The organism is Rhodococcus sp. G-MC3, assembly GCF_030063335.1.
GTDB lineage: Bacteria > Actinomycetota > Actinomycetes > Mycobacteriales > Mycobacteriaceae > Rhodococcoides.
Genome location: NZ_JASISW010000007.1, coordinates 198,398 through 224,278, shown reverse-complemented (window position 1 = coordinate 224,278; position 25,881 = coordinate 198,398). Strand labels below are relative to the sequence as shown.

Sequence of the window (25,881 nt, the reverse complement as noted above, 5' to 3'; positions counted from 1 at the left end):
GCGTGACCAAGGTACTGCATGAACTTCCCGTCGGTGAACGCATCGGCATCGCATTCTCGGGCGGCTTGGACACCTCAGTCGCCGTCGCATGGATGCGTGAACACGGCGCTGTTCCCTACGCTTACACCGCCGATATCGGCCAGTACGACGAGCCTGACCTCTCCGATGTGCCCGCACGCGGCCTCGCGTACGGTGCCGAACAGGCCCGTCTCGTCGACTGCCGCGAACCGCTCGTCGAGGAGGGCCTGGCTGCACTGACGTGCGGCGCCTTCCATATTCGATCCTCGGGCCAGACGTACTTCAACACCACTCCACTCGGCCGCGCTGTCACCGGCACCCTGCTCGTCCGGGCGATGGCCGACGATGGTGTGTCGATCTGGGGCGACGGATCCACCTACAAGGGCAACGACATCGAGCGGTTCTACCGTTACGGACTGCTCGCGAACCCAGAGCTGCGGATCTACAAGCCGTGGCTCGACAAGGCGTTCGTCACCGAGCTCGGCGGGCGCCATGAAATGTCGGTGTGGCTGAGCCAGCGCGACCTTCCCTACCGCGACTCTGCCGAGAAGGCCTACTCGACCGACGCCAACATCTGGGGTGCGACCCACGAGGCCAAGAGCCTCGAATACCTCAATACGTCCCTCGAGATCGTCAACCCGATCATGGGTGTGCGCTTCTGGGATCCCGAGGTGGCCATCGAGACCGAAGACGTCACCGTCGAGTTCGAACGTGGACGACCCGTCGCCGTCAACGGCAAGCGCTTCGACAGTCCCGTCGACCTGGTCATGGAAGCCAACCTCATCGGTGGCCGTCACGGACTCGGTATGTCGGACCAGATCGAGAACCGCATCATCGAGGCCAAGAGTCGCGGCATTTACGAAGCTCCGGCGATGGCTTTGCTGCACATCACGTACGAGCGTCTCCTCAATGCCATCCACAACGAGGACACCGTCGCGATGTACCACAACGAGGGTCGTCGACTCGGGCGTCTGCTCTACGAGGGCCGCTGGTTCGATCCGCAGGCATTGATGCTGCGCGAGAGCCTGCAGCGGTGGGTCGGCAATGTCGTGACCGGCAGCGTGACCGTGCGCTTGCGTCGCGGCCAGGACTTCACCGTCCTCGATACTCAGGGCCCGCATCTGAGCTACCACCCGGAGAAGCTGTCGATGGAACGCAGCCAGGATCAGGCGTTCTTCCCCGGTGACCGCATCGGACAGCTCACCATGCGCAACCTCGACATCGCGGACTCGCGCGCCAAACTCGAGCAGTACGCGGCGCAGCACCAGCTCACCGCGTTCGAAGAGCTCATCGGGGAGGTGCCGGCGGGCGGCGCTGCCGCCATCGCAGCGGGCAGTCAGGAAGGCTCTTCGGTGAACTCCGATGCGCTCGACCATGCAGCATTCGAGTCCGGAACCGACTGACGGTCGACATATTGCGCCCGTAACGGCGCATTGTCAGGTGCTGTAACCAGGTCGCTGGTACGGTTTCCCGACAAGTCTGTTGGCTGGGTCGCGGCCCAGCCACCAGACGCGGCGAATGTGAAGTTCGGCATTTCGTCGCCGCTCGTTCCTAGCGAGAGGTCTTATGCCGGTGGAGGGACCGATCGCGCGAGCACAGCCCAGCCGTCGGTCTGCACACCGCGGCGTCAATTCCTGCCGCCGCGATTCCCACGGCCTCAACACCTTCGATCTCGACAGCGTCGGATCGGCTGTTCCTGACGGCCAGCGGTGGGGGCGTGGGCTCATCGGCCTGCTGACCTTGTCGTTCGGAGTCTCCGGGATGCTGTTGATTCCGTCGGGGCAGTTCAACACCCTGGAGTCGGTGCTCGTCGCCTCCGTATCGGCGACGACCATTCCGGTGGCCATCGCCTGGTTCATCGGATCGTGGCCCAGCAGGTCGACGGCGAATATGTACGTGGCCTACGCGGACATCAGCATCGTCCTGGTACTGGCCTGTTTCGACTCACCGTTCCTCGCGATGCCCGGTTGCGCGATGTTCGCCGTCATCGCCGTTTTCGCCATCGTCGGAACGTCCCCGAAAGTATTGACGGTTCACCTCGCGCTTGCCGCTATCACGTTGCTCACCCTTGCGATCCTGTCTGTCGACGCGGGCGTGAACCCGTGGACCGTCGCCTCGCGGACCCTCACCCTCGGTTCGTTGTTCGTCGCGCCGTTCGCATTACGGCCGTACATCCGATACCTCAGGGTGCGCGCACAGGTTGCCCAACGCGACGTTTTGACGGGTCTGCGAAATCGTCGAGGTTTGTTCGAAGAAGTCCACGATCTCAACCATGTCGGCACTGGCATGAAGGCCGAATCACGCTCCATCGGTGTCGTGGTCGTCGATATCGATCGGTTCAAGACGATCAACGATCGCTACGGCCACCCGTCCGGTGATGCAGTACTGGTGGAGGTAGCCGGCCGGCTGAAGCACGTTGCGTCGAACCAGTCGGTGGTGTCCCGTCTGGGCGGGGACGAGTTCGTATGCGTGCACATCGGAACTCGCAGCGAAGTCGACGACGCCGAGCTCCGCATTCGGTCGGCATTGGAGGAATCGTTCGAGGGGCCGCCGTTCACCACGAGTGTCGGATCCGCGGGCGACACTCTCATTCGCGGCGACACCACGGGTTCGCTGCTCCGACGTCTCATCGCCATCGCTGACATCGACCTGTACCGCAACAAGACCGAAGCCGCTGACGGCACCGTGGCCCCGTCGATCGATCCACTTCTCGTCCGCGACCGAATCGCGGACCTGATCGAAGCAGGTGGGCCGACGGTTGTCTTCCAACCGATCTGCACGACCGCGACGAAGAAAGTGGTCGGTTACGAGGCGCTGTCTCGTTTTCCGTTCGGGCACGGATCTCCCTTGATGTGGTTCCGCGATGCGACTCTGGCCGGAATAGGTCCGCGACTGGAGTTGGCGGCAATCGACAACGCGATGAAGACCATGGAAACTCTGGACGAAGACGCATTCGTGTCCATCAACGCCTCCGCTGCCACCCTCAGGTCGACAGATCTACTGGCTCGGTTGCGGCCCCACATCGCCGTTCGAACGATCTATCTCGAGATCACCGAACATGAACGCGTGGACGACTACCGGTCGGTCGCCCGATCCGTCGAAGGCCTTCGTGCAGCGGGCGTCCGCATCTCGGTCGACGACGTCGGCGCAGGCTTCTCCGGCCTCCGCCAGGTGGTCGAACTGAAGCCGGACACCCTGAAAATCGACTACACACTCGTGCACGGCATCGACACCGACCCGACTCGGCGGGCCGCCGCCGCGGCACTCGCAGCCTTCGCCAAGGAGATCGGTTCCACCCTCATCATGGAAGGCGTCGAGACCGAGGGCGAACTACGCGTCGCCGCCGAGTTGGGATTCGATATGGTGCAAGGCTTCCTCACCGGACGTGGCGAGGCGCCTCACCCACACGGGCCGCTGGTCGCCTAGCCCGCTACTTGCACAGACCGTCAAACGTCGGTGACGGTGTATTTCGTCAGCCCCGGTGCACCGGCGAGCAGAAGACCGAGTTCGGTGGTCTTGCCCGGTCCAGCGCGAAATTCACGGTACTTCGCATCGGCCTCGGCGGATTCCCACCGCTCGTAGGCGATCCAGTGCGTCTCGTCGTCCTCGTCGACGAGGACATCGACTCCGAGGCAGCCTTCGAACGCACGGGTTTCGGTCAACACACGACCGAGCACTGTCTTCGCGTCGTCGAGTGTCTCGGCCTTCAGCTTCAGATCGAGCAGGGCGATGATCGCCATTGGGTCTCCTGAACGTCGCGTTGTTCTCTTACCCGTCCACACTAGCGATGGACGCTGGGTTACAAGGAGTCCCGCAGGACCTTCTGATCGCGGGAGAACGTTCGCACCTGCGCGTCCAGCCAGACCTGGGCAGGTACTGCGCCGCCGAGCAGTTCACGCGCCAACCCTGGATCCTCGCCGAGGGGTACGTCGCTTCCGGCGATGACGACGTTGCCATAGCGGCGGCCCTTGAGCATCGCGGGATCGGCGATGATCACGGTGTACGGGAAGACACAGCCGATGGTGGCGGCTTCGCGTTTGGCCAACGTCAGATCGCGTGTGTCTCCGCAGTTGACGACGTAGATACCACCGGGCGCCAGTACGCGTCGCACATGCTCGGTGAAGTCCACGGTGGCGAGCGGCGCCGGAGTCACGGCGCCGGCGAACACATCTCGTACGACGAGATCGCGACTGTCCTGGGTCAGCGTCTCGGTGACGGCACGTGCATCGCCCACACGGATGCGCAGTAGCGGCGCACGCGGCAGGTCGAACCATTCTCGTACGAGTTCGGCGAGCCTGCCGTCCAGTTCGACCACCACCTGTCGGGCGTCGGGGTATGTCGCGGCGAAGTAGCGGGCAAGAGTGCACGCGCCTCCACCCAGGTGAAGCGCACGGAGTCTCGGGCCTGGAAAGGTGTGGTGCCCAACGAGTCCCGCCATCCATCGCATGTACTCGAAGTCGAGCTGCGTCGGATCATCGACGTCGATGTGCGAGCTGGGCACGCCGTTGATCTCGATGGTCCAGCCGTCGGCGGTGAGGGTGTCCCGCACGAGTTCGCAGGTACCGGTGTCGATCTCGTAGACCCCGGCAACAGGCCCCTCGTCTTGCTGCTTCGGTTGCTGCTTCTTCTTAGCCATCGGTCGCTATTTCTTTTCGGTCATCGGCTGATCGGGCCGACGGCTCCGACGGCTCCGCCGGTTCCGCCGGCTCCAAGGCAAAGTCTGCAAAATCGAAGCCGGGGCTGACGATGCACGAGACAAGTGAGGGCTCGCCCGGTGCATCACCCCCGGAACCCAGGGGCCGCGCGCGCTGCCAATGCGAGGCCGGTACGAACTGCTGCGGCGACTGGCCCCCAAGGATGTCCGGCCCGACGATCAGAGATGTCGGTGTCCCTGGGCGCTCGTCGTTGCCGCCGAGATCGAGCACCACCGGACTGCCCCGGTGATACAACCAGATCTCGGTGCCGCGGACGGTGTGCCAAGCCGACTGCTCGCCTGGGAGCAGGAGGAAGAGAATGGCCGTGCCCGCAGGCCGCGGCGCCGGGTAGCCGTCGGGCAATGCTCTGTGCGGAACGATGACCTCACTGCGCCAGGTCTCGCTGTACCAGCCACCTTCGGGGTGCCGGGTGAATCCGAGGCCACGGGCCCAATCCGGTAGTTCGCTCACGGGGTCATTATGCGGCAGAAGGCACGGCGGGCCGTTTCTGCCAGCGCTGACTTCCGTCGATTGTGAACGGCTACGTCCTCGTCTGCATCGGCGGCACGGACGATTGCCGCTTGCGCCCACGTGGCAGCAAGCGCGATCGTCATCGACCACATGTCCTCGGGTTCGATGTCGTCGACGAGCACTCCGCGTTTCTGGGCGTCGGCGAGGGCGTCGAGGTTGCCGCGATCGTGGTCCTCTCCGCGATGACGGAACAGCGCACCCGTCGGTGTCCGTTCCAGTCGCGCCCATGTAATGAGGCGGACCAACTCGGGATCACCGAGGTACATGTCGTATAGCGCCGTCACATAACCGGCAAGGTCATCCGGATCGAGCGGGATGTGTGCGATGTCGGCGTCGACGCGGTCGTCGAACACCGCATCGAAAAGCTTGTCCTTGCTGACGAAATAGCTGTAGATCTGCGATTTGTTGATCGAGGCGTTCGCGGCGATGCGATCCACCCGCGCCCCCGATATCCCGTACTGGGCGAACTCGGCGGTCGCAGCGTCGAGTATCCGACCTTTCGTGACCGATGCGTCTCCCATGGCCGCCAGCCTAGCGAGCTGACCAACCAGTTGGTTACGGTGTACTGTTACCAACTAGTTGGTTGGAAGCATACGGAGGACAATCAGATGCGATCAGCGACCGGATACCGAGCGCTCGCGGCAGGTGCCCCGCTAAAGCCATGGAACTTCGAGAGGCGAGACCTTCGCGCCGACGACGTAGCCGTCGAGGTCAGTCACTGCGGCGTCTGCCACACAGACCTACACGCGATCACCGACGCCTCGGGCGCCTTCCCGGTCGCCCCCGGCCACGAGTTCGTCGGAACCGTCACTCTCGTGGGTGACGACGTCACCGAATTCGTCGTCGGCGATGCCGTCGCGGTCGGAAACATCGTCGACTCGTGCGGACGTTGCGATATGTGCAGTGCTGGGCAGGAGAACTTTTGCCGCGAATTCCCGACGCTTACCTACGGTGGCCGGGATCGCGTGAACGGCACGGCGACGATCGGGGCCTATTCGAGCGAGTACGTTGTGCGCGACAGATTCGTCTATCACCGGCCCACGAATCTGGATCCCGCTGCCGTTGCGCCGCTCATGTGTGCGGGCATCACCGTGTGGGAACCGTTGCGCGCACACAATATCGGGCCAGGCACACGCGTCGGGATCGCGGGAATCGGCGGCCTCGGCCATCTTGCCGTGAAGTTTGCGCATGCCCTCGGCGCCGAGGTCACGGTATTCACCACCTCCGACAGCAAGGTGAGCGAGGCAGGCGCGCTCGGTGCCGATCGAGCAGTGGTGTCCACCGACCAGGACTCGATGGATGCACAGACCGGAGCATTCGATCTGATCATCGACTGCATCCCCGTCGCACACGATCTCGCGCCGTATCTGAAATGTCTCGCACTCGACGGCACCTTGTGTTCGGTCGGCTTTCTCGGGTCACAGACCGTCGATACGATGAATCTGCTGGTAGGGCGAAAGTCCCTGAGCTCGAGCGGAAGTGGCGGGCACCGCTACACGCAGGAGATGCTGGACTTCTGCGGTGAACATTGCATCACAGCCGATGTCGAGGTGATGCCGTCCGCGCAGGTCGATGTCGCGTTCGAGCGACTGGAGGCAGGAGACGTTCGCTACAGGTTCGTGCTCGACATGAGCGATCTGCACTGACCCAGCAGTTCTACGGCGCGCTCATGCACTGACACCACCGAGCCGGACCACCCGAGAACCCGCACCGCGGACTCGGCGATCACGCGTGCATAGTTTCTTGCAGACTCGCTCCGCCCACTTTCGACGTCTGCCCGACGGTTGACGACGGTCTCGACGAGCCGGAACGGCAGGTCCTCCGCACCCGGCAATGCGTCGACCCCAAGCGCGACAAGCATCGACGACGCAATCTCGCCGTACAGATCCATCAAGGCGTACCGGTGTTCACGGAACGTCTCGAAGCGTTCGTCGCGGAGTTCGGGTAGCAGGTACAGCGCGCCGAGGTTCCAGCGCGAACGGCCGAGCTGATCCGCGTCGAACAGGGCGAGCGCGTACATCTTGACCTCGGGCCGAGCATCGGAGTCGCGGAGCGCCCGCGCAACGGCAAGAGGCTCGTCGACGGTTCCGCTCAACAGCGAGTCGAGCAGATCATCCTTGTTCGCGAAGTGGTGATACAGCGATGCCTGGCGCACCCCGACGGCCTCGGCGATCATCCGCGTCGACGTATTGGTGTAGCCGCGAGTGGTGAAGAGTTCGGCGGCAGCATCGAGAATTTCGTCGCGGGCTGTTGCTCCCTGCCTCTTCTTGTTCGTGAGCCTCGGTCGGCCGGCGGTGGTCATGCGGACCATACTGGCATCGAATGGCCGTCGGTGAAATTTCTGTCACTCGATAGAAATGGACGAAACATGCTTGTTTCATGCGGGCACCAGTTCGATACATGGGCGTCACCCAAGGGGCATGCCGGCGCGGAAAACTATCAACTGACAGAAACCCCGCACCGGCCAGCGCAGACGGGCGGTCACTCCAACTCGTTCAGGAGCCACTCATGAGCTCGACGACCCTGCCCGTACCCGAAGGACCGGCATCCCCGTCCGCCGCCGTTCCGACTGACCATTCAGATCTCGCCGAACTGGGATACGAACAGCAGCTTCACCGTTCACTGGGCAAGTTCGCCTCGTTCGCGGCCGGGTTCTCGTTCGTGTCGATCCTGACGACGATCTTCCAACTGTTCGCTCTCGGTTTCAGTTTCGGCGGGCCCGCCTTCTTCTTCACGTGGCCCCTCGTGTTTCTCGGTCAGTTCATGGTTGCCCTCAATTTCGCGGAACTTGCTGCGCGATATCCCATTTCGGGCGCAATCTACCAATGGGCCAGACGAATGGGCGGGGAGATCGTCGGCTGGTTCGCCGGATGGTTCATGATCATCGCGCAGATCGTCACCGCCTCAGCAGCGGCGATCGCCCTGCAGGTGGTGCTTCCGAGCGTGTGGAGTGGATTCCAGATCGTCGGCGACGATCCGGCACTCACCTCACCGAGCGGCGCCACCAACGCCGTCATCCTCGGATCCGTTCTGCTGGTGCTGACCACCATCATCAACTCCATCGGCGTCAACTGGATGTCGCGCATCAACAGCATCGGGGTGACCTGCGAAATCGTCGGAGTCGTCGCCCTGGTGCTCGTCTTCTTCACTCACGCACAGCGCGGCCCGCAGGTAGTACTGGACACCGGCGCCCCCGGAGCCGAGCCCGGATACATCTGGGCCTGGATCGTCTCCGGGCTCATGGCCGCGTACGTCATGGTCGGCTTCGGATCCGCTGGTGAACTCGCCGAGGAAACCCACAACCCGCGACGTGTCGCTCCCCGCACCATTCGACTTGCACTCTCTGCATCCGCACTCGGCGGCGGATTGATGATCGTCGGCGCCCTGATGGCAGCACCCTCGCTGACGGACGGAAACCTTGCCACACTGGGACTTCCGTACGTCATCGACTCGATCCTGACCTCGCCCTGGGGGACAGTACTGCTGATCGACGTGGCCATCGCAGTCTTCATCTGCACCCTGGCCATCCAGACGGCAGCATCGCGGCTGATGTTCTCGATGGCACGCGACGGACGCCTACCCGCATCCAAGATGCTCTCGAAGGTGAACTCCAAGACCGGAACACCGATCGCACCTTCGGTTCTCATCGGAATTGCCTGTGTTGCAGTGCTCGCCGTCAATGTCGGAAACTCAGCCATCTTCACAACACTCTCGAGCGTCTGCATCGTCCTGATCTACCTCGCGTACATGATGGTCACGGTGCCCCTGCTGGTCCAGCGACTGAAGGGTTGGCCGCACGGCGGTGTTCAGGTCGATGCCGAAGGAATGAAGCTCTTCACCCTCGGCCGACTCGGTGTCCCCGTGAACCTTCTCGCAGTCCTCTACGGCGGGATGATGGTGATCAACCTGTCCTGGCCACGCGCCGAGATCTTCAATCCCACCGGCGAATTCCCCGTTTTGCAGTGGGCAGCACCGATCACTGTCGTGGCCGTGGTTCTCGTCGGCATCGCCTGCCTGCCTCGCGGAAAAGCGCATCCCAAGCCAGTCCAGATCGGAGCCTGAGTTGACTACAGCAACCACCCACGCAGCCAAGGAACACGCACGCTCGCAGGCCGCAGCCGTTTCCGTCCCAGCAGGACCGAAGGGCGTCGAACTCACCTGGGCCGAAACAGTTCCCGGTGGACGCTACACATCCGCAGTGCTGGCACGCGGCACGCGGCTCCGGCTTCGCGATCTCGACGGCTCGGCCTGTGCCAACATCCTGCTCTACCGCGCCGACGCACCCTGGGAGCGCCTGAACGCCGCCGACACGGTCAAGGTTCCGTGGCAGGCATATCTCGGCGCGGGTCACCCATTACTGTCGGATCAGGGCCGAGTGCTCGCAACCATCGTCGCCGATTCGTCCGGTCATCACGACGCACTCTGTGGGACTACCTCTCTGGCCGTCAATGCAGCCAAGTACGGAACCGGCGCCCTGCATTCCGAATCGCCGGCAGGCCGCGAGTTGTTCACGGTGGCCGCGGCGAAGAACGGGCTCGAACTCCGCGATCTGCCGCCGTCCATCTCGTTCTTTCACGGGGTCCGCGTCGAGGCCGACGGCGCTCTGGTGAGCACGGGCAGCGCAGGCGCCGGTACCGAAATCGACCTGCTGATCCATTTGCCTGTCGTTGTACTGCTCGCCAACACAGCGCATCCGCTCGATCCGGCGACCGAGTTCTCCACGACCGCACTGGAAGTTCTGGCCTGGGACGCGACGAGCGAACTCGAGACGCTGAGCAACACCGAACCCGAATATCAACGTGCAGTGCAGAACACAGAATCTTCTTGGAATGCGGCACACCCGAAGGGCACACGATGACCACCACACTTCACACCGCAAATCCCGACACTGTGGTTCTCGATGAGATCGCCGATGCCCGCGCCCCATGGTCGACCGTCGTGAAGGCAGGTGACGTGCTGACCATGATCGATCTGCACGGAAACCAAGCTGTCGACACTCTCCTGTACGCGGCACACGATCACAGCATCCGCTATGCCGCCGGTGCGACTGTTTCAGCGCAGCGAAATCTTTTCCTCACCACCGGAACTGTTCTCCGGAGCGATGACTCGACGGCGCTCATGACGATTGTCGCCGACGAGGTCGGCAATCACGACACCGTCGGCGGTGCCTGCTCCCAGGAATCGAACACACTCCGCTACGGCCACCACACCAAGCATCAGCACGCATGCGTCGAGAACTTCCTCATCGAGGGCGCCAAGTGGGGTCTGGGCAAGCGGGACATCGTGTCCAACATCAACTTCTTCATGAACGTGCCCGTCGATGCCGACGGAACCCTCGGCATCGTCGACGGCCTGTCCGCCCCGGGCAAATCGCTGTCGCTTCGAGCCGACATCGACACATTGGTACTCGTGTCGAACTGCCCGCAGATCAACAACCCCTGCAACGGTTTCGATCCGACGTCGGTCCGAATGATCGTGACCCGGCCATGACGTCTCCAATGCAGACCAAGATGACCGTCGTCCGGCCCGGCATGCTGACCACAGTCCAGGACTGGCCGGGGCGAATCGGTTACTGGAAGGTGGGCGTTCCACCGTCGGGTCCGATGGACGACCTCTCGTTTCGCCTCGGCAACGTTGCCCTCGGAAACCCGGAGGGCGCGCCGGGTTTGGAATCAGCGATGGCCGGCCCCGCTCTGACCTTCGACACCGATACGTACGTCTGTGTCACCGGTGCCGACGCACCGGTGGCAATCGATGGTGTCGACGTGCCACAGTGGCGCCCGGTACTCGTTCCTGCGGGCGCCACTCTCGACGTCGGCATGACCAACGGTGCAGGGCTGCGCGTGTACGTGACGATCCAGGGAGTGGTCCGGGTCGAAGATTATCTGGGCAGCGCTTCGACATTCACACTCGGCAAGTTCGGCGGACATCGCGGTGGAACGCTCACCGCAGGCGACGTGCTGGAGATCGACGGTGGCAATACGCCCGAGAAGATCCGCTCCATTCCCATGGAGCACCGACCGGTTCTGACGCCCGCCTGGAACATCGCGGTCACCGAAGGTCCCCATGGGGCTCCCGAATTCTTCACTCGCGCCGACATGGACACGCTCTACGCCACCGAGTACGAAGTGCACTTCAACTCCGACCGCACCGGCGTCCGCCTGATCGGCCCGAAACCGGAATGGGCACGCGAGGACGGCGGCGAGGCCGGGCTTCATCCGTCGAACATCCACGACAACGCGTACTCGGTCGGTGCACTCGACTTCACCGGCGACACACCGATTCTCCTTGGACCCGACGGACCGAGTCTCGGTGGATTCGTCTGTCCGGTCACCGTCGTTGCGGCCGAGCGGTGGAAACTGGGCCAGCTCAAGGCGGGGGACTCCATCCTATTCGTCGCCGTCAAGGCAGCGCACGCGGCTGCTCTCGGTGCCCTCGGGCTGGAACGTCGAGCGTCTCTGCCGGTCGTCTTCTCCAGCGGGGGCGACGGTGACGACGGCGTCATTGCGCGTCGCGACGCGGAGATCCCGGTGACCTACCGCAGATCCGGCGACGACAACGTTCTGGTCGAGTACGGGGACATGAAGCTGGACTTGTCGTTACGCGCCCGCGCTCACGCGCTGCACCAGCGCGTCGAGGCGATGGCCCCGAAGGGCCTGCTCGATCTGACGCCCGGGATTCGCTCGTTGCAGGTCAAGGTCGACCCCGACGTGCTACCGATCGCTACACTGATGGGCATGTTGGCCGAGGTCGAGGACGATCTGCCTGCCGCATCCGAGCTGGTCGTGCCCTCCCGCACCGTCCGGATGCCGCTGTCGTGGGACGACCCGTCGACCAGGGAAGCAATCAAGCGCTACATGCACGGTGTGCGCGCCGACGCACCGTGGTGCCCCTGGAACATCGAGTTCATTCGGCGGATGAACGGATTGGACACTGTCGCCGATGTTTTCGATACCGTGTTCGCCGCCGACTACATGGTCCTCGGGCTCGGCGATGTGTATCTCGGTGCGCCCGTTGCCACTCCGCTCGATCCGCGGCATCGACTGGTCACCACCAAGTACAACCCGGCACGCACCTGGACGCCGGAGAACGCAGTCGGGATCGGCGGCGCGTACCTGTGCATCTACGGCATGGAGGGACCTGGCGGATACCAGTTCGTCGGGAGGACCACCCAGGTGTGGAATCACCGATACCCCGAGCGATCAGGCGCGTTCGAGCCCGAAAGCCCCTGGCTGCTTCGCTTCTTCGATCGCATCTCCTGGTATCCGGTGGAGCCGGAGGAGTTGATGGATCTGCGCGCGGACACCGCAGCCGGGCGGGGCGGCGGTGTCGAGATCACCGATGGCGAATTTTCACTGGCCGAACACGAGCTGTTTCTCGCCGAGAACAGCGACTCCATCGAAAAGTTCCGTGCCACCCAGGGTGTTGCATTCGACGCCGAGCGAACCGCGTGGTCCGCGGCAGGAGAGTTCACGAAGAAGGGTAAAACCGATGCAGCTGCGTGAGGCACGAACAGTCAACCGTGAGGCACGAACAGTCAAGATTGTCGAGCGAGTTCGTCGGGCCTACAAGCGAATCGCGGAGGTCGACCGCCCCGAGGTCTGGATTACTCTCCGCAGTCAAGACGACGTGCTCACCGACGCCGCTGCCGTGGATACGTCACTTCCGTTGGCGGGCATGCTCGTCGCCGTCAAGGACAACGTGGATGTTGCGGGCCTCCCGACCACGGCCGCATGTCCCGAGTTCTCCTACGTTCCCGCTGTGAGTGCTACGGCGGTGGCGCGTCTGGTCGAGCAGGGCGCGGTTGTTCTCGGTAAGACCAACCTGGACCAGTTCGCCACAGGGCTCGTGGGGACTCGCAGCCCGTACGGCGCAGTGCGGTGCGCGTGGAATCCCGAACTGGTCTCCGGCGGGTCGAGTTCGGGTTCGGCGGTCGCGGTGGCATTGGGAATCGCGGACATCGGGATAGGCACCGACACAGCAGGTTCCGGACGAGTGCCCGCCGCCTTTCACGGGCTCGTCGGCATCAAGACCACCCTTGGAATCATCTCGGCCACGGGCGTCGTACCCGCGTGTGCCGACTACGACGCCGTGACGGTACTGGCGCGTGAGCTCGAGACCGCCACTCGTGCGACCCGCATCATGTCCGGCTACGACAACGCTGATCCTCGCAGTCGCACCTGGCCCGCCGATGTGCGCCTGGCTGCCAGTCCTGCTCCGCGAGTGGCTATCCCTCGTTCCGAGGACCTCGACTCACTGAGCCCGGCGTATAGGGCAGCATTCGACGCCACGGTCGCATCACTGAAATCACGCGGCATTGCATATGAAGAAGTGGACATCTCGGGGCTGCTGGGCATCGCAACGCTTCTGTACGACGGCGCGATTGTCGCGCAGCGGTACTCCGCCGTCGGCGGATTCCTGGCCACCGAACCGCCGTCCGCCGATCCGACTGTCGCGCAGATAGTTCGGGGCGCCGCATCGCCAAGCGCCCACAGCTACGTCGACGACCTTGCCACGATCGCCATGGGCAAACGTGCCGCGGCAACCCTGCTGGACGGGTTCGATGGGTCCGATGGGTTCGATGGGCTTCTGCTCCCGACGACGACGGAACATCCGACCATCGCTGCAGTGCAGGCAGATCCGCTCGGCATCAACCGACGCCTGGGAACCTTCACCAATTTCTGCAATCTGCTCGACATGGCTGCGGTCGCCGTACCGGGGGCCCCGACAGCGGCGGGCGATCCGTTCGGGGTGATGGTCCTGGTTCCCACGTTCGACGATCAGGTCGCGCTCGACCTGGCCGCAGCGATCGTCGGCGTCGATGCACCCGTTCTCGTCGACGCAGGCCTGGACGTTCTGGTCGTCGGTGCACACATGAAGGGTTTCCCGGTCCATCATCAACTGACCGATCGCGGTGCACGATTCCTCGGCGACGTGGTGACCTCCGACGCGTACCGCTTGGTCGACCTCGGGACCACCCCGCCCAAGCCAGGACTCGTACGGCACGGTCCCGGCCTCGGCGCACCGATCGCGGGAGAGCTTTACCGGATGTCCGCGGTGGGTCTCGGGACGTTTCTCGCCGGTTTGCCCGCTCCGATGGGCCTGACCTCGGTCGAATTGTCCGACGGCCGCGCCGTGACGGGATTCTGCTGCTCGTACGACGCAGCCGAGGCCGGCATCGACATCACGGAGTTCGGCGGATGGCGGGCGTATGCGGCTTCGCCGCCCGTGCGTGCTGAGTGACACTGCCTGGCGAAAAGTCGCATCGCGATTGCTCACCGCTGGTAGGTGCTCGGCGGGACTCCGATGAGTTCGGTGAATTCGCGAGTGAAGTGGGCCTGGTCGAACCAGCCGTAGCGGGCCGCGAGATCGGCCAGCGAGCCGGTGTAGCCGGAATCGAGATCGCTGACGGCGTCGTGGATGCGGTATCGCGTCAGCACCCATTTCGGCGGGGCGCCGATGTAGCGCTCAAACAAGCGCTGTAGCCGTCGGGTGCTGATGCCGCAGCGTTCCTCCACCTGGCCGACGCGAACCAGCGAGCGGTTGTGCAGCATCACCTCGATGACATCGAGCACCTCGGAGTAGTCCGTCTGGGGAGTTCGCTCGTACGGTGCCAGCAGCGCGTCGACGACGGTTCGGCAGTGCTCGGGAGTGTCGCCCGGTCCCAGTTCGGCGAGTGCCGCGACGGTGTCGCGATGGAATGCGTTCGGTGCGGCGACGGGCACATCGCGCAGTGCCCGGGCGTTGGTATCAGTGAAGCTCGCGTAGCCGCCAGGACGGAATTTGATGCCCAACACCCAGCCGCTCTCGGCGAGTTCGACGTCGAAGCGGCGCGTCAACACTCCGGTGACGACGACCGGATCGGTGACTCCCGCACGCGTGTATCCGTGCTCGACGCTCAACGTGCAAGCCGGGTGCGGAAGCGTCGAACTGCGGTACGACGCCCCGGCCGGCAGGTTCCAGGTGAGCAGCCAGTAGTTTTCGATCCATGGTGCGAGCGCGGGTGCGCAGGGCAGCCGCGAGAGGTCGACGTGTTGCGCCAGCTGTTTGGGACGCAGCACTCCCGCATAGGTTGCTGTCGGGTTTTTCCTAGCGGCCACCTGCGAAGTCTAGAAGGCTGAACCGACAGATCTTTCCCGAAGGAGAACTCATGATCGCTACCTTGAAGATGGTCACCCTCGATTGCGCCGATCCCGAGGCCAGCGCTGCATTCTGGTCGTCATTGCTGGGTTGGAGCGTCGTCCATGCGGAGAAGGACTACGCCATGCTGCAGGGCCCGAGCAATGCTCTCGGGTTCGGACGCGTCGAAGGCTACGAAAAGCCTGTGTGGCCGGACCCGAACGGCAGCAAACAGTTTCACTTCGACTTGGCGGTCGACGATCTGGACGACGCGGCTGGCAAAGCCGTCGAATTGGGTGCATCCCTGCCCGACGAACAACCGGGGGACACCTGGCGGGTGCTGTTCGATCCCGCCGGTCATCCCTTCTGTCTCACGAAGGCCGAGAACTGGGGCTGACTTCCGCCGAAAGTCGGCGAACTATCAGGAGCCCTCGCCCGTCTGGCCCCCGGCCAGCTCGACGGCGATATCCAGGTGGCCGAGGTGGCGGGCGTATTCCTGTAGTACGTGGAAGCAGATCCAGGAGAGCGTCGGGAGTTCGTCGGTGAATCGTCCACCGACCTGCGCGAGTTCGTCGAGAGCATGCGCGGTGAGCACCTCGTCGGTAATGCGAGCCCCCTCGTGCAGGCGGCGCAGCAATGCAGGCCCGTTCATCTCCTCGGGTACATGCCACCGGTCGTCCTGCCAGTCACCCCACGGCGCGTCGACGTCGCGGCCGAGAAAACCCCAGACGAACCATCGCTGTTCCATGTGGACCAGGTGCGAGAGCATCTGCAGCGGAGTCCACTCCGAGGGCAGTGACGAGCTGGTCAGGGTGATGGCATCGAGTGATTCGATGCGTCGGACGAGCTCGTTGCGGTAGAAGTCGAGGAACCGGCGAAACAGTTCGGCGGGGTCCGAGATGTCGGACGGGGGTTCGGTAAACACAGTCAGCCTGGCCATGGGCAGATTGTGGCATCGACGTCGCCGAGATGGAATAGCGCCGGATACGAATTTATCTCGTCCATTCGAGCGGTGCAACAGTATCTCGTCGCTCCCCTTGATGCCCCAGTACCAGTTACGCCGGGCTCGGACGACTGCCGTCGGTCACCAGGCGTACAGCGAGTAGTCCGAGTACCGTTCCCGTCAGATATCGCTGGACCCGGACCCAGGTGGGCCGCGTAGCGAGGAACTGCGCCATTGTTCCGGCGCCGAGCACGATCAGGGCGTTGACCGTGACCCCGACGAGTATCTGCACACCACCCAGCTGCACGCCTTGCAGGAAGACAGAGCCACGTTCCGGATCGACGAACTGCGGAATGATCGAGATGTACATTACGGCCATCTTCGGGTTGAGCAGATTCGTCAGCAGACCCATGGTGAACAGTCGTCGACTCGAATCTTGTTGTAGGCCTGATACTTCGAATATAGCGGTCGTACCGCGCAGAGCTGACCAGGCTAGCCACAGCAAGTAGCAGGCTCCAGCGATCTTGATTGCGAGATAGAGCGTAGGGACGGCCGCGAACAGTGCAGCGAGACCGAGGTTGGTCGCGATGACGTACACGACCAACCCCAGGGCGACGCCGCCGAGGGAGACCAATCCCGCGGCGCGTCCCTGAGAGATGCTGCGCGAGAGGAGATACATCATGTTGGGTCCGGGAGTCAGCACCATCGCCAATGCGACGGCGAACACCCCGGCCACTGCAGTGGTCGACACCATGAGATCAAGACTGACACCGCGATCTGCAGCGGCAAAGGCCCAGTTTCACGATCCTGGCATGCAGAGCTCTTCTTGCCGCGCACCCAACCGGCCGCCGCGGGTGCGAGCGCGTATAAGATCGGACTCATATTCGGCCATGAGACCGAGCATTCCGATGAACTTCTTGCCCTTGGGACCTGTCGGATCATAAATATTACCGTCGATCGACTGTGCCACCACTCGGGTGGCCAAGCGTTCGACGGTTTCATGGAGATCGCCGGCCGAGCGAGAGAGTCGGTCGAGTTTCGTGACGCAGAATTCGTCACCTTCGCGGCTGGCATTGATGGCGTTTTCGAGCCCCGGGCGTTTGGCCTGTCGGCCGCTCACTCCGTGATCGGTGTACACCCGGTCTGGACGGCGCACTGGATAAGCGGCCAGACTCAACCCTTCATTGCGCCGAGCAGTTGACGATTCCTCGGGGACAGATAAGATACGGACCGTGGCGTATCCTAATGAAGAAGTGAGACCTAGGAGACCAGGGCGCCCCCGTGACGATGCTCGCGAGAGTGAGATTCTCAGCATCGTCCTCGAGCTTCTTGGCCAGAGCGGCATCGATGGTGTGACCTTCGAAGAAGTTGCGCGTCGTGCTCGGGCCTCCAAGCGGACCTTGTACCGCCGCTGGGCATCGAAGCAGGAGATGGTGGTCGCGGCGATCAAGGCGGGCCCGGCCGCGGGCGGTAAGCCTGATCCGATCGATACCGGCACCCTTCGCGGTGACCTTCTCGCTCTCCTTGGACGCCTGGAGGCGACAATGGACGCGGGCTCGGCGGTCAGTCTCACGATCCTGCAAGAGGGCCTGCGCGATCCCGAACTTTGCCAGTACATCGAAGATTCGGCTGGCCCGACGGGCGCCAGGCTCACCGAAACTGTCTTGCGGTCTGCCGTTGAGAGCGGGGAACTTCCCCCCGACGCTGACCCATTCGCCTACGAGGAAGTCGCCGGCGCGGTGCTCATGCTTCGCAAACTCAACGGACTCACTACCGACGAGGCGTACCGCGAAGCACTCGTGGATTCGGTGCTCATCCCCGCGCTACGAAGCGGTGTCGATGCCAGCCAGCATGGCATCTTCTCCGGCCGCCCTACCCCCGTCGACCCCGCCCCCATCATTCAGTGAAAGAGGGACACCTCATGACCACTCTCGCCATCCCCGGCTTCGCATACGACCGCATTTCCGGAACGGACAGGGTCGATCTCTGTGTCGCGCACGGTGGCCAGGGCCCGCCTATCGTCCTCCTACACGGTTTCCCGCAGACGCACCTCATGTGGAACGCGGTCGCTCAGGAACTCAGCCGCGACTACACCGTCATCGCTCCGGACCTGCGCGGCTACGGAGACAGCGACAAACCCCATGAAACGTCTTCCGAGGTCTACTCGAAGCGCACCATGGCAGCAGATGTCGTCGAGGTTGCCGCCCAAATGGGTCACGAGCAGTTCGCGGTTATCGGCCATGACCGCGGCGCGCTCGTCTCGGTCCGCGCAGGGCTAGACCACCCCGACACCATCACCCACATCGGCATCCTCGACGTGCTTCCGACGATGGACACCTGGGATGTTCTTCACGGCGTCGAGGCGAAGGTCGCGTGGCACCTCTATCTGATGGCGCAGCCGAAAGGACTGCCCGAGAAAATGATCAAAGCTGTGGCCGAGGAGTTCTTTGCATCCTTCCTCGACGCATGGGACCCCACCGGAACCACTTTCTCGTCCGAGCTGCGCGAACACTACCTGCGGGCGTCGTCGAGCGCAGTGCCGTCGATCGTTGCCGATTACCGAGCCACTGCGGGCATCGACCTCGACATGGACCGAGCCGACCGCGCAAACGGACGCCAGCTCACAATGCCGGTCGCTGTGATCTCCCAAGACTGGGGCAGCCAGCTCGGCTTCGATCCCACAGTGATCTGGGAAGCCTGGGCTGCGGACTTCGTCTACGAACCGATTGATGCAGGTCACTTCATGGCGGAGGAGAACCCGGCCCATATCGCCGGTTTCGTACGGCAACTCCTGGCTCGATGAGTCGATCCGTGCGATGGCGTTTCCCGCGCTGACGTGTTGCCTCCGCGACGCCGACCGGCACCGAACACGACGGGGACAAGAACGCCGCCGGTGAGCTTTCGGTCTTGTTTCCCAACACCGCGATCTGTTCGAGTAGTTCGTCGAGCGATGCCACGGAAGACCACCTTCCGAGAATGAGCGCGCCCCCGTTGGGCGCGGCTGCTCTAGAGCCTGAGCGAATCGGCGACAACCTGCGCGAATGCCGCCATGCCGGCCGCATTCGGGTGAAGGGGAGCGGCAGGGTTCGCGGGCACCACACCTTCGAGATACCTCTCGTCGGGCGCCGCACACGCATCGTGTCCGACGCTCACCGGGCGAACATCGACGAACGCGGCACCGTGTTGCTGAGCTTGTTCGGCCAGAGCCTCGTTCATTCGGTCGACGCTCGCCTGCAAGTAGTCGGCGTCGCGCGCCCACACGGGCTGCGTGCCGTAGCACCCTCCCGGACGCACATAGGTGCCATAGCCGACCACGACGACGTCGGCGTTCGGAGCGCGCTCAGCGATGGCGTCCAGCACCGCGCCCCAGCCAGGTGCAGCCGCGACGATGGCATCGCCGATCACGTCCGCACCTCCCTCGGTGAGCGCATCGGCACACGACGAGCCGTTCGGTTCCGGCGATAGATTGACGCAGCCACGAGCCGTCGACACAAGATCGACGTCGTTTCCGCCGATCGTGATGGTCACCAGGTCGGTGTCGGCCGACACGGCGTCGAGTTGGACCGGGATCGGGCCATTGTTGGTCGACTGGGGCTCGGTGACGACGTTCTCCGAGCGCGCACCGGAACATGAGACGTCCGTGAACGACGCGGCGCCGATCAAGCCCGCCAGAACGTGCGGGTAGTTGGAGTCCGACTGCAGACATCCGGGCGGCCCAGTCGCTTTGGGAATCAGTGGGCCCGATGCGCCGGAATCACCGAGGGCGACATAGTCGAGGGCGGGCGCTGGCTGGTCTTCCTGCCCTGTCTCGTCCGAGACAGGGCGGGCGGAACATCCCACCACAGCAGTCGCCACTGCGATCAGTGCCAGAAGTTTTGCCGCGCCGCGCATGTGCTCGACGCTACGCCCGCGAGACGACTTCCCTCGTCACGTCGGCGACCAGGGCGTTCATCGCCCCGGCGTCCGGACGGTCGGTTGCGGTCGCGCACAGCACGATCAGCAGAATCCGTCGACCCTGGGGCCCGAGCAGCAGGCCGGCGTCGTTCGACACCCCGTACGACCCGGTTCCGGTCTTGTCGGCCGAGGTCCACCCTGCTGGGACTCCTGCGCGAAAACGCGTATCCGACGTACGGGTGTCGGCCATCCATGCGAGGAGCCGATCGCGCGAAGGCCCGCCGAGTACGTCGCCGGTCAGCAGCGTCCGGTAGCCCTCTCCCAGACTTGTGGGAGTCGTCGTGTCACGGTCGTCCCCTGGAATGGCCGTATTGAGTTCCGGTTCCGTCCGATCGAGACGAAATTCCCTGTCTCCCAGCGATCGAGCGAAAGCGGTGACCTCTTCGGTTCCGCCCGCTGCCTCGATCAGGAAGTTTCCCGACGTGTTGTCACTACGACTCAGGGCCGCGGCACAGAACTCGCCCAGAGTCACCGCGGAGTCGACCGGCCAGTCGATCGCCGAACCGGGAACTTTGTCGTCTGCGGTGACAGTCCGCGCATCCGTCAGCGCCAGCCGACCGGAATCGACCGCCGCCAACACAGCACCCGCCGCGTAGACCTTGAACGTCGAGCAGAAGGCGAACCGTTCGGTGGACCGATATTCGATCGGAGTTCCCGAGTCGAGATCGACTGCGAACACCCCGAGCCGCGCCTGCTCACGCTGCTCGAGCAAGTCGAAGACATTGGGTTCGGGAGCGGCTGGGGATGTCGGTTCAGTCCTGCGGCCACAGGACACCGCCGCCGCCCCGGCGCCGATAACGGCGAGAAATTTTCTCCGTGAGTGTGTGAGCGACATAAACCCCAGCTCACCACAACCACCGGTTTCCCGTTTCGCGAGGATCCAACTGGCAAAGGGACTGCCCTTCGGTCTCGATCGCCGGTACCCTCGACCCGGTTCACCTTGCATACAGTTCATCTGGCACACATACGAAGGACGAGAGACCTACATGATCACCAACTTCATCAACCTCATTCTCGGCAGCGTCGGATCCATCTCCGCCGGCAGCAGCGGCTTCGAACTGGCACCGGGAGTTCTTCCCTTCGGCCTCTGATAAGTCTGCGTCATCTGCGGCGTCCAGTACTCGATACCGAACGCCGCAGGTGGCGATTCTTCGACCACATCCATGCAGCGTGGGGCCCTAATATGTGACGATGCATTACCTGCGGCTCTTCGCCCGGCGTCTCGAACCTGGTGGCTTGTTCCTCGCCGTCGTATTCTTCGCGTTGTCGATGACGCCGTCACTGTTGCCACGGACCTGGTATCTGCAGGGCGTCGCGACCGGCATCAGCATCGTGACCGGCTACGGATTCGGGTGCCTCGTCATCTGGATCGCGCACCTCTGCGGTGTCAGGCCACGCTGGTCCGAGGACACCAAACGTTTCGGATGGTGGACGCTCGCCGTCACTGCAGTCGTGGTGATCCCGCTGTTCCTGATCTTCGGGTCGCGGTGGCAAGAGATCGTCCGCAGGCTGGTGGAAGTCGATGTCGAGGGACCTGGGCGTGTCCTGTACCTCGCCGTGCTTCTCGTCGCACTCGTCGTTGCTGTCCTTCTGCTCAGCGCAGCGCGTGGATTGCGTTGGTGTGCCAGGCGTCTGGTGGCACTGCTCACGCGGTTGTTGCCAATTCCGGCGGCGAAAGCGATCGGTGTTGCTGTCGTCGCACTCATCACGTTGTTTCTGATCAACGGTGCGGTGAACCGCGTTCTCATCGCCGCCATCGCGAGTTCATCCGAAATCGCTGACAAGGGAAGCCATGCCGGCGTCGAGCAACCCACGGCGCCCGAGAACTCGGGGTCACCCGAATCGAACGAGAAGTGGGATTCCCTCGGCATGGAGGGGCGACGTTTCGTGTCCTCCGGCCCGAGTGCCGATGACATCGAGGCATTCACAGGCGAGCCGGCGCTGACACCCATCCGCGCGTATGTCGGTGCTGCAAGAGCTGATTCGATCGACGAGGCCGCGGACCGCGTAGTAGCCGAACTGCGACGAACCGGCGCGTTCGATCGCGAGATCATTGCCGTCGCCACGACCACCGGTCGAGGATGGGTCAACGAAGTAGTCGCCGGATCACTCGAGTACATGTACGGCGGCGACACTGCTATTGCGTCGATGCAGTATTCGTTCCTGCCGAGCCCGATTGCGTTCCTCGCAGATCGGGATTCACCTCGCGAGGCGGGACGTGCACTGTTCGACCGGGTGTACGACGCGGTGCAGGACCTACCCGAGGAGTCTCGGCCGAAGCTGGTGGCATTCGGAGAGAGCCTCGGTGCATACGGCGGCCAGGACGCGTTCGGCGGCGGCCCTGACATGGTGGCGAGAACGGACGGCGCTCTGTGGGTCGGTAATCCGAACTTCACGAAGCAATGGTCCGAGATCACAGCCGACCGCGACGCCGGGTCACGCGAAATTCTCCCGGTCGTCTCCGACGGCCGTTACGTTCGCTTCGCCGGGCGGCCCGTCGAACTCGAACTCGGCACTCCATGGGGTGAGACACGAGTGGTGTACTGGCAGCATGCATCCGACCCGATCATCTGGTGGTCACCGAATCTCATTCTGCATCAGCCTGATTGGCTGCGTGAGGAACGTGGCGTCGACGTCGACCCCCGAGTTCGCTGGTTTCCGTTCGTGACGTTCTGGCAGACGACGTTCGACATGGTGTTCTCCACCGACGTTCCGCAGGGGTACGGCCACAACTACGGCGAAGACGCCGTGGACCTGTGGGCCGAGATTCTTCGACCCGACGGCTGGACCGCCGAGGACAGCGCTCGCTTGCGCGACATCGTCGCGGGTTGAGCCACTCGGTTTCGGGTATGCATCGTGCCATGACAGGAAAACACGAGAAGCCGCACACCGAAGAGACCGGCACGGGCGCGGAGGGCGCCAAGGAAGACGTCCAGTCCGACCCCGCCGCCAGCGAGCAGTCAGGAGACTGGGCCGGCGAAGGTGGCGCGACCCCCGACGGCCTGGCAACCGACCAGGAATAGCGGCTCAGGTGCCGGTCAAACGGTGTTCCGCACGCCGGATCAGTTGCAGATCGCATACAGCGACCACCTTCTGCACCGTGCACCGGCCCTGAAGCCAGTCCCCGCCGACCGTGAACTCGACTCGTAGGTCACCGAGCCAGTCGATGTCCACCACGACGCCACCCGTCCCCGCGGGGATGCCTGCTCGCCACGCTCGCTTGCCCAGATGACGCACTGCTGTCACCGCGTCCCCACGCCGGAACGCCCGTGCCTCTTCCGCATCTGCTTGTGCCTCTGAATTCATTGCTCTCCCCGGACCCGATCGACTATGCCCACCAGTGAACACCGACCGTGCAGTCTGTTCAAGTCGTCTGCAGTTCGCTGAGCTTGGATTACGCGGGCAATCGGTCGGGTTTGCGACGACAATCAGCGCCGTCGGTCGAAGAATGCATCCAGGGACGCGCCGATCCCTTGAATGTCGAGTCCATGGGCGCGGTCGTGGTTCCCCGGCGAGCCGTACTTCCTCGACTCACGACGCGCGACGCCGAGGCCGATGACTCGGTGCCTCACATCGGACAGTGCTTCGGCAACGCGGGGTACCGAAGTTCCGGCGAGATACGGCTCGACGATCGCGATGTCCGGTGCCGTCAATGTCGATCGAAGTGTCCGCGCGTCGAACGGCCTGATCGTCTCGGCGTACAGAACTGTGAGATCTCGCCCTTCGGTGGCCGCGAGAACCGCATCGGCCATCGGCCCGACCGCGACCACCGTGCCCGACGAACCCGTCCGAAGCACTGTGAATTCTGCGCTCTTGGAGTAGCGACGTTGGTTCGATTTACCGTCCAGTCGGATATACACCAGGTCGTCGGTGGCAATTGCGCTGCGAAGCGCCTCCTCGGCTTCGTCCGCGTGGCCGGGAACGTGCACGGTCCAGCCGTCGAGGGTGTCGAGCAAGGCCACATCCCGGGCTCCGAAATGTGTCTCGCCGGCCGCGGCCATGGAGTAGGAACCTCCCGAGCTCACGAGGATGCCTCCGATACCCTGGTGGCCGAAGTCCAGCTTCACCTGCTCGAACGGTCGCTCCAGCAGAAACGGTGCGAAGGTGTGGACAATCGGTCTCATCCCCGCCAGTGCCAACCCGCCTGCGAGCGAGACGAGCAGTTGTTCACGGATTCCGACGTTGATCACTCGGTCTCTGACGTCTGCGCCGATGTCGGGTCCTAGATAACCAGCTCCAATCTCGGCAAGTACGAGTGCAACATTGCTGTTCTCTCGCAACAGTTGCGGGACAAGTCGGTAAAACCGTTCGCGTTGGTCCGTGGTCTTGGTTGCCACTGCAGTCATGGCTAGCTGTCCTTCCGTTCGACGTGCGCCACAACGACGTGTGGTGTGTTCGGCGTCCCGGCGGCGAACGCTCGTCGTAACGCGGCGTGATCACGCCCGTCGACGTCCGTCGAGGTCCAGCCTTCGACGGTGAATCGTGCCGAGATACCGCCGGGCCAGCCGAGTCCGGCGGACTCGTTGTCGATGACGACCGCCGTCAGGTTGCCGAGCCCGCTGCGCCCTGCATACTGAATTGCCTCGATGTTGCTGCCTTCATCGAGTTCCGCGTCCCCGAGGAGAACGACGACGCGAGCCTCGCTGGACCGCAGCCTCAGTGCCGTTGCGGTACCGGTCGCGATCGGGAGTCCATGCCCAAGCGAGCCCGACGAGATCTCGACTCCCGGCACCAGGGTTCGATCCGGGTGATAGCCGAGGGGCGAGTCGAACTCTCCGAACGTGTCGAGCAGGTCGAAGGGAATGAACCCGTGTGCCGCAAGGACGGCGTAGTACGCCATAGGCCCGTGGCCCTTCGATACCAGGAATCGATCGCGATCCGGATCGTTCATATCGATGCGCAGAACGTGATGGTAGAGAACCCAGATCACATCGAGCGTGGATGTCGCACTGGCGCCATGCTTCTCGTCGCCGGTCATCCGAGTCATGAGGTCGGGTAGATCTTCGTAGGTTGCTGTCATGCCCTCCACGATGCAACCTCAACCAGCCTTCAGGTCAAGAGCAAGGTTGAGGTCGTAACGGTCAGCCGAGCCCGCTCGAGACCGAGTTCCGCACACTTCGCCAGTGCAGATGGAGCATCTTCACCTTCGTGGTGGGCATATCGGTTGCGAAGGTACGTGCAGCTCGATCATGCTGCGGCGGTACCGGTATCAGATGCTGAAGCCCCAGTTGTACGGATTGACCACGACCCGGTACCAGACATCGCCCTCCTGAGTACACGGAACCAGGACGATCGACTGGGACGACTGTTCCAACGCCTGCGCTTTGGAGCAGAAGTACTGCGCCCCTTCGCCTGTCATCTCGGCGCGGTAGACGGGCCCGACATGCCAGGGAGCCGCATCTGCGGTAGCCGAGCCGATGCCTGCGCCCAGGGCGACCGGCGCGGCGACGAGTGTTGCCAGTACTGCCATCCGTCGTACTGCACGTTTCATCGTCGGCATCCTTCGACTCGCGTTGTGGGTCACACGGTGCTTGCAACACAGCCTGGGGGATCTTGTAGACACCCCCTCTTCCCCCTCCACCATATCGCGCGCACCTGGGCTTGCCGCAAGACCCGGGTCAT

28 protein-coding genes are annotated in these 25,881 nt (G+C 63.6%); 13 read left to right on the top strand and 15 right to left on the bottom strand.

Annotated elements, in window-relative coordinates:
- Nucleotides 1-2: 2 nt before the first annotated feature.
- Together argG and QMK17_RS10230 are read left to right on the top strand one after the other, a co-directional pair.
- Nucleotides 3-1,421, top strand: coding sequence for an argininosuccinate synthase (gene argG, locus QMK17_RS10235; protein ID WP_283508767.1), 1,419 nt, complete (start codon nucleotides 3-5; stop codon nucleotides 1,419-1,421).
- 169 nt (nucleotides 1,422-1,590) lie between these two features.
- Complete coding sequence (locus tag QMK17_RS10230) at nucleotides 1,591-3,444, top strand: bifunctional diguanylate cyclase/phosphodiesterase (RefSeq protein WP_283508766.1); 1,854 nt, start codon at nucleotides 1,591-1,593, stop codon at nucleotides 3,442-3,444.
- A gap of 20 nt (nucleotides 3,445-3,464) precedes the next feature.
- On the opposite strand, the gene QMK17_RS10225 is transcribed toward QMK17_RS10230, so the two are convergent.
- From QMK17_RS10225 to QMK17_RS10210, 4 genes are read right to left on the bottom strand one after another with little or no spacing between them, the layout of a single operon-like run.
- Nucleotides 3,465-3,758 (bottom strand): putative quinol monooxygenase, encoded by a 294-nt coding sequence (locus QMK17_RS10225; RefSeq protein ID WP_283508764.1) that lies wholly within the window; start codon nucleotides 3,756-3,758, stop codon nucleotides 3,465-3,467.
- Nucleotides 3,759-3,817: 59 nt separating this feature from the next.
- On the bottom strand, nucleotides 3,818-4,654 hold the full coding sequence (locus QMK17_RS10220; RefSeq protein WP_283508762.1) for a spermidine synthase: 837 nt from the start codon (nucleotides 4,652-4,654) through the stop codon (nucleotides 3,818-3,820).
- Nucleotides 4,647-5,183: a cupin domain-containing protein gene (locus QMK17_RS10215; RefSeq protein ID WP_283508761.1), complete on the bottom strand. Its 537-nt coding sequence runs from the start codon at nucleotides 5,181-5,183 to the stop codon at nucleotides 4,647-4,649. The genes QMK17_RS10220 and QMK17_RS10215 overlap by 8 nt, the downstream gene beginning before the upstream one ends.
- Nucleotides 5,180-5,764 (bottom strand): TetR family transcriptional regulator, encoded by a 585-nt coding sequence (locus QMK17_RS10210; protein WP_283508760.1) that lies wholly within the window; start codon nucleotides 5,762-5,764, stop codon nucleotides 5,180-5,182. Before QMK17_RS10210 ends, QMK17_RS10215 begins: the two co-directional genes overlap by 4 nt.
- Nucleotides 5,765-5,851: 87 nt before the next feature.
- Between QMK17_RS10210 and QMK17_RS10205 the strand changes: the two genes are divergently transcribed.
- The gene (locus QMK17_RS10205; RefSeq protein ID WP_283508758.1) at nucleotides 5,852-6,889 is read left to right on the top strand and encodes an NAD(P)-dependent alcohol dehydrogenase; all 1,038 of its coding nucleotides are present in this window, start codon (nucleotides 5,852-5,854) and stop codon (nucleotides 6,887-6,889) included.
- On the opposite strand, the gene QMK17_RS10200 is transcribed toward QMK17_RS10205, so the two are convergent.
- Nucleotides 6,853-7,545 carry a TetR/AcrR family transcriptional regulator gene (locus QMK17_RS10200; RefSeq protein WP_283508756.1) on the bottom strand — a complete coding sequence of 231 codons (693 nt, stop codon included), beginning with the start codon at nucleotides 7,543-7,545 and terminating at the stop codon, nucleotides 6,853-6,855. The genes QMK17_RS10205 and QMK17_RS10200 overlap by 37 nt on opposite strands.
- Before the next feature lie 206 nt (nucleotides 7,546-7,751).
- Between QMK17_RS10200 and QMK17_RS10195 the strand changes: the two genes are divergently transcribed.
- The 5 genes from QMK17_RS10195 to atzF are packed head-to-tail and all read left to right on the top strand — an operon-like array spanning nucleotide 7,752 to nucleotide 14,486.
- Complete coding sequence (locus QMK17_RS10195) at nucleotides 7,752-9,305, top strand: amino acid permease (RefSeq protein ID WP_283508755.1); 1,554 nt, start codon at nucleotides 7,752-7,754, stop codon at nucleotides 9,303-9,305.
- 1 nt (nucleotide 9,306) lies between these two features.
- On the top strand, nucleotides 9,307-10,101 hold the full coding sequence (locus QMK17_RS10190) for an urea amidolyase associated protein UAAP1 (protein ID WP_283508754.1): 795 nt from the start codon (nucleotides 9,307-9,309) through the stop codon (nucleotides 10,099-10,101).
- Nucleotides 10,098-10,733, top strand: a complete 636-nt coding sequence (locus tag QMK17_RS10185) for an urea amidolyase associated protein UAAP2 (protein ID WP_283508752.1) — start codon at nucleotides 10,098-10,100, stop codon at nucleotides 10,731-10,733. The genes QMK17_RS10190 and QMK17_RS10185 overlap by 4 nt, the downstream gene beginning before the upstream one ends.
- Before the next feature lie 8 nt (nucleotides 10,734-10,741).
- Nucleotides 10,742-12,748 carry a 5-oxoprolinase/urea amidolyase family protein gene (locus QMK17_RS10180; RefSeq protein WP_283508884.1) on the top strand — a complete coding sequence of 669 codons (2,007 nt, stop codon included), beginning with the start codon at nucleotides 10,742-10,744 and terminating at the stop codon, nucleotides 12,746-12,748.
- Nucleotides 12,735-14,486: an allophanate hydrolase gene (gene atzF, locus QMK17_RS10175; RefSeq protein WP_283508750.1), complete on the top strand. Its 1,752-nt coding sequence runs from the start codon at nucleotides 12,735-12,737 to the stop codon at nucleotides 14,484-14,486. The genes QMK17_RS10180 and atzF overlap by 14 nt, the downstream gene beginning before the upstream one ends.
- A 32-nt stretch (nucleotides 14,487-14,518) precedes the next feature.
- Here the strand turns inward: atzF and QMK17_RS10170 are convergent, their stop codons facing one another.
- Nucleotides 14,519-15,343: an AraC family transcriptional regulator gene (locus tag QMK17_RS10170; protein ID WP_283508748.1), complete on the bottom strand. Its 825-nt coding sequence runs from the start codon at nucleotides 15,341-15,343 to the stop codon at nucleotides 14,519-14,521.
- A gap of 50 nt (nucleotides 15,344-15,393) precedes the next feature.
- Between QMK17_RS10170 and QMK17_RS10165 the strand changes: the two genes are divergently transcribed.
- Nucleotides 15,394-15,759: a VOC family protein gene (locus tag QMK17_RS10165; protein ID WP_283508746.1), complete on the top strand. Its 366-nt coding sequence runs from the start codon at nucleotides 15,394-15,396 to the stop codon at nucleotides 15,757-15,759.
- A 24-nt stretch (nucleotides 15,760-15,783) separates the two neighbouring features.
- Here QMK17_RS10165 and QMK17_RS10160 read toward each other — a convergent pair whose 3' ends face one another.
- The 3 genes from QMK17_RS10160 to QMK17_RS10150 all read right to left on the bottom strand — a co-directional run bounded on the left by QMK17_RS10160 (nucleotide 15,784) and on the right by QMK17_RS10150 (nucleotide 17,620).
- Nucleotides 15,784-16,302, bottom strand: a complete 519-nt coding sequence (locus QMK17_RS10160; protein ID WP_283508744.1) for a mycothiol transferase — start codon at nucleotides 16,300-16,302, stop codon at nucleotides 15,784-15,786.
- 115 nt (nucleotides 16,303-16,417) lie between these two features.
- Nucleotides 16,418-17,059, bottom strand: a complete 642-nt coding sequence (locus tag QMK17_RS10155; RefSeq protein ID WP_283508743.1) for a LysE family translocator — start codon at nucleotides 17,057-17,059, stop codon at nucleotides 16,418-16,420.
- Nucleotides 17,060-17,104: 45 nt separating this feature from the next.
- A complete protein-coding gene (locus QMK17_RS10150; protein WP_283508741.1) occupies nucleotides 17,105-17,620 on the bottom strand; it encodes a recombinase family protein in 516 nt (171 codons plus the stop codon).
- Between QMK17_RS10150 and QMK17_RS10145 the strand changes: the two genes are divergently transcribed.
- Entirely contained in the window at nucleotides 17,559-18,212 is a 654-nt protein-coding gene (locus QMK17_RS10145; protein ID WP_283508739.1) for a TetR/AcrR family transcriptional regulator, read from the top strand. The two genes, QMK17_RS10150 and QMK17_RS10145, sit on opposite strands and share 62 nt — an antisense overlap.
- Nucleotides 18,213-18,226: 14 nt before the next feature.
- Nucleotides 18,227-19,108, top strand: a complete 882-nt coding sequence (locus QMK17_RS10140; RefSeq protein ID WP_283508737.1) for an alpha/beta fold hydrolase — start codon at nucleotides 18,227-18,229, stop codon at nucleotides 19,106-19,108.
- 203 nt (nucleotides 19,109-19,311) lie between these two features.
- On the opposite strand, the gene QMK17_RS10135 is transcribed toward QMK17_RS10140, so the two are convergent.
- Both QMK17_RS10135 and bla read right to left on the bottom strand, forming a co-directional pair.
- Entirely contained in the window at nucleotides 19,312-20,196 is an 885-nt protein-coding gene (locus tag QMK17_RS10135; RefSeq protein ID WP_283508735.1) for an SGNH/GDSL hydrolase family protein, read from the bottom strand.
- Nucleotides 20,197-20,206: 10 nt separating this feature from the next.
- Complete coding sequence (gene bla / locus QMK17_RS10130; RefSeq protein ID WP_283508733.1) at nucleotides 20,207-21,094, bottom strand: class A beta-lactamase; 888 nt, start codon at nucleotides 21,092-21,094, stop codon at nucleotides 20,207-20,209.
- 356 nt (nucleotides 21,095-21,450) lie between these two features.
- Here bla and QMK17_RS10125 point away from each other — a divergent pair, with 356 nt between their 5' ends.
- Together QMK17_RS10125 and QMK17_RS10120 are read left to right on the top strand one after the other, a co-directional pair.
- Nucleotides 21,451-23,091, top strand: coding sequence for an alpha/beta hydrolase (locus QMK17_RS10125; RefSeq protein ID WP_283508731.1), 1,641 nt, complete (start codon nucleotides 21,451-21,453; stop codon nucleotides 23,089-23,091).
- 29 nt (nucleotides 23,092-23,120) lie between these two features.
- The gene (locus tag QMK17_RS10120) at nucleotides 23,121-23,282 is read left to right on the top strand and encodes a hypothetical protein (protein WP_283508729.1); all 162 of its coding nucleotides are present in this window, start codon (nucleotides 23,121-23,123) and stop codon (nucleotides 23,280-23,282) included.
- 4 nt (nucleotides 23,283-23,286) lie between these two features.
- Here QMK17_RS10120 and QMK17_RS10115 read toward each other — a convergent pair whose 3' ends face one another.
- The 4 genes from QMK17_RS10115 to QMK17_RS10100 form a co-directional block, all read right to left on the bottom strand.
- Entirely contained in the window at nucleotides 23,287-23,565 is a 279-nt protein-coding gene (locus tag QMK17_RS10115) for a hypothetical protein (RefSeq protein ID WP_283508727.1), read from the bottom strand.
- Between the two features lie 122 nt (nucleotides 23,566-23,687).
- Nucleotides 23,688-24,605, bottom strand: coding sequence for a transketolase family protein (locus tag QMK17_RS10110; RefSeq protein ID WP_283508726.1), 918 nt, complete (start codon nucleotides 24,603-24,605; stop codon nucleotides 23,688-23,690).
- A 2-nt stretch (nucleotides 24,606-24,607) separates the two neighbouring features.
- Nucleotides 24,608-25,279, bottom strand: coding sequence for a thiamine pyrophosphate-dependent enzyme (locus QMK17_RS10105; RefSeq protein WP_283508724.1), 672 nt, complete (start codon nucleotides 25,277-25,279; stop codon nucleotides 24,608-24,610).
- 189 nt (nucleotides 25,280-25,468) lie between these two features.
- Complete coding sequence (locus QMK17_RS10100; RefSeq protein WP_283508722.1) at nucleotides 25,469-25,750, bottom strand: hypothetical protein; 282 nt, start codon at nucleotides 25,748-25,750, stop codon at nucleotides 25,469-25,471.
- Between the last annotated feature and the right edge of the window lie 131 nt (nucleotides 25,751-25,881).